3 protein-coding genes are annotated in these 3,151 nt (G+C 31.1%); all 3 read left to right on the top strand.

Going from position 1 to position 3,151, the window contains the following annotated elements; genetic code table 11:
• The first annotated feature begins 117 nt into the window (after positions 1–117).
• The 3 genes from Q361_RS13220 to Q361_RS13230 all read left to right on the top strand — a co-directional run bounded on the left by Q361_RS13220 (position 118) and on the right by Q361_RS13230 (position 2,916).
• A complete protein-coding gene (locus Q361_RS13220) occupies positions 118–711 on the top strand; it encodes a hypothetical protein (protein WP_103727201.1) in 594 nt (197 codons plus the stop codon).
• Between the two features lie 171 nt (positions 712–882).
• Positions 883–1,635, top strand: coding sequence for a hypothetical protein (locus Q361_RS13225; protein ID WP_103727202.1), 753 nt, complete (start codon positions 883–885; stop codon positions 1,633–1,635).
• Between the two features lie 183 nt (positions 1,636–1,818).
• Positions 1,819–2,916 carry an NERD domain-containing protein gene (locus Q361_RS13230; RefSeq protein ID WP_103727203.1) on the top strand — a complete coding sequence of 366 codons (1,098 nt, stop codon included), beginning with the start codon at positions 1,819–1,821 and terminating at the stop codon, positions 2,914–2,916.
• Positions 2,917–3,151 lie beyond the last annotated feature (235 nt).

Raw genomic sequence — 3,151 nt, forward strand, 5'->3', positions numbered from 1 at the left:
TCTTAAATTGAAATCTATTTTTCACGAAAATGTTTATCTTTAGCAGAAATTTAGCCGTTCGCGGGCTTCGCTTCTGCGTCAAGCCGCAAAACGTTGGGCGTAATATTAAAAGACCGAATGAAGAAAATTGAACGAAACGCACTAATAGTTTTATCTCTTATATTCTTGACAAGTTGCTCTCATTATATTATTAATGAAGCTGGTTACACTCGACCGCCTAAAAATTACAAATTCAGTTATAAAAAGAATTCTGCTAAACTGACAAATAATGAAGTTTTAGACACAACAGTAGTTTACTATTTACATAACAGCAATTACTATAGAAATAGCAGCGAATATAAGAATAGCGACCATTATATTAGGTTTTACTCAGACGGTAGATTTAAATTGCAAGGAACTAAAGAGATACCTAAAACAGAAGACGTAAATAATATTAACAAGGGGATAATTGGTTACTATAAGCTGAAAGGAAGAGTTATTAAGCTACAAATATATGGGGACATTAATGGCGGTTCAGACCAGCTAGAATTTGGATTAATTGATGAAAAAGGAGATTTGATTTTACTTAATGAAAACCCAAGGACAGACTTTTGTATTGGATATTCCGAAGACGCTATTAAACGGAAAATAGCAAAGTCTTCCTTTTTTAATCCTAAGAGGTATGAAAAATTGAAAATTGATGGTATGACTTATGAAACTCCAAATTGGTAAAAATACTACGCCCAACACGGGTTTTGCGTCAGGCGGGCTGACGTACAAACTTGGAGCTTTGTGCTTCTAATAAACTTTAGTAATAAATGGAAACTTTCGCGCTCCGAAACCCGCCCGAACGCAAAGCCCCAAAACGTTGTGCGTCATTTTGCCTATCGAAAAATACTCATTATGAAATTACCTTTAATATATTTTCTATTATCCACATTAACGGTTTTTAGCCAATCATTCGAAAAAATCAGAAAAAATGAAAACCTTAAAAAATACAGTAGTGTAGAAATTATAAGTTTTTACAATAACAAAAAGAAAACAGGTTGGTCTAAAAAAATATCTTTAAAAGATGGCAAAATAAATAGTATTAGAAATTACAATAAATCAACTTTAACATATCAAGCCGAGTATTTCTATGATGAAAAGAATGATTTGGATTTTGAGATTGTAAAATATGACATCAATAAAGGCAAAATTAATGACACAATAAATTACTCATACAAATACAATGATAAGAATCAATTAATTGAACAAGAAGTGTTAATAAAAGAGTTTTTCTCAAATTTTAATTCTCAGAATTTACCACAAACAATTGAATCTGGAAAATCTGCTTTTGATTCTCTATGTGGTTTTAGAAAGGAACTGATTTATGATATTAAAGGGAACATAATACAAGAAAAAGAATACTCTAAAATTGACAATCAAATAAAAACTAAAACTATTACATATAAATATGATGAATACAACAATGTAATTGAATTAAATAGAGTGTCTTCACCAAATGAAAAGTATCCAATTATTATGATTGGTGGACCCGCACAATTTGAAAATGAAAAATTTAGATATGTTTATAATAAAGATAACCTTTGGGTAGAGAAATATAGGATTGTTGAAAACAATGAATACTTAATCCTAAAACGGAAATTTAAATAAAAACGAACGCACAACAGCGGTTTCACGCAATGGCAGGATAATTGCAAAATTCATGTATTTCTTTCGCAAGAAATATTATCTTAGCAGAAAGAACTCAGTCCCGAAGTCTGCCACTTCGTGAAGCCGGCGGGACGTTACAGGCAATAAGTAGAGACACCCTGCAATTAACAATCGGCAGACAAAATGAGTAGAACATATAACACAATTGGTTCACTAACGACTTTAAAATCACATTTGGAAGAAAACAATATTTCAGACTTTAAATCATTAAAGGAGGTTATTGATTTTCAACACTCGTTTGCAACTTCCCGGCAGCAATTAATAGCTCATCATAAAAACCTAATTGAAGAAGAAAAAAACTTGCTCAATTTGGAATTGAAAGACTTAGATACAGCAATAGAAACAAAGCGACAACAGACAGAACAAATATTGACAGACGAAATTGAAAAATTTAAGCAACAACTTAATATTTCAATAAACAATAATCCCACAAACTTATTGCAGAAAATAACCAAATTTTTAAGAGTTTGGGATTTAAAAAGAAAAATCAGAAACAAGGAAAATAATTTTGACAGTAACGTAAAAAGGAGAATTAGTAACCTTGTTGACAATTACCAAGAAAAGAGCAGTCGTCATCAATTTATAATTTCCAATGTAGATGAAGCTGTAAAACAGAGCGTTCATAATTCTTTATCAGAACTTGAAAGAAAAAAAACTGTAATTGACAATCTAAACAGTTTCATTTATGGTGCTTTAGGAGAGCAAAAGGTAGTTAAAGCATTAGAAAATTTATCGGACGAATATATTTTAATTAATGACTTTTCAGTTTCATTTTCGCCTGCAATTTACAACAGACAAGAAAATGATTACATAAAGTCAGTCCAAATTGATCATATTCTTGTAGCACCATCTGGAATATTTCTTATAGAAACCAAGAATTGGAGTGAAAAATCTTTGGCAAATTTAAGTTTACATTCACCTATTCAACAAATAAGGCGAACAAGTTTTGTTTTATTCAAGTTGCTTAACAATGAAATTAGTAACTATCATTTACGTTTAAACAAACATCATTGGGGCGACAAAAAAATATCAATCAAAAACCTTATTGTAATGACTAACTCAAAACCTCAAGAAGAGTTTCAGTATGTGAAAGTCTTAACTTTAAATGAGCTTCTTGGATATATAAAATATTTTAAACCGTCATTTTCAAGTGACGAGACACAAAGAATAGCAGACTTTATATTGCGTATAAATGAACAAAAAGTAATTGAAACGAAATGACGAACAAAAATCTTACTGCCTGTAACATCGGTTTGGCAATATGGCGGCTGAAGTACTTCTATGAAACATTTGTACAAAGTTCAAAAGCACTAATTCTATTGAACTTTTGTGCTAAAAATCCGCCACATCGCCAAGCCGCCAAACGTTGTGTGTCAGTTTCGGAAGAATAAACGCCGCAGACAACAATTCGGAAGAAGAAATATCAACTTTTTTGTTTTTTTTTCGAGACTTTTAG

Origin of the sequence: Flavobacterium croceum DSM 17960 (assembly GCF_002917885.1) — a bacterium.
Classification (GTDB): domain Bacteria; phylum Bacteroidota; class Bacteroidia; order Flavobacteriales; family Flavobacteriaceae; genus Flavobacterium; species Flavobacterium croceum.

Excerpts from the sequence above, each read along its gene's own strand:
- Q361_RS13225 (WP_103727202.1), top strand. The coding sequence starts at position 883 with ATGAAATTACCTTTAATATATTTTCTATTATCCACATTAACGGTTTTT.
- Q361_RS13230 (WP_103727203.1), top strand. The coding sequence starts at position 1,819 with ATGAGTAGAACATATAACACAATTGGTTCACTAACGACTTTAAAATCA.
- Q361_RS13220 (WP_103727201.1), top strand. The coding sequence starts at position 118 with ATGAAGAAAATTGAACGAAACGCACTAATAGTTTTATCTCTTATATTC.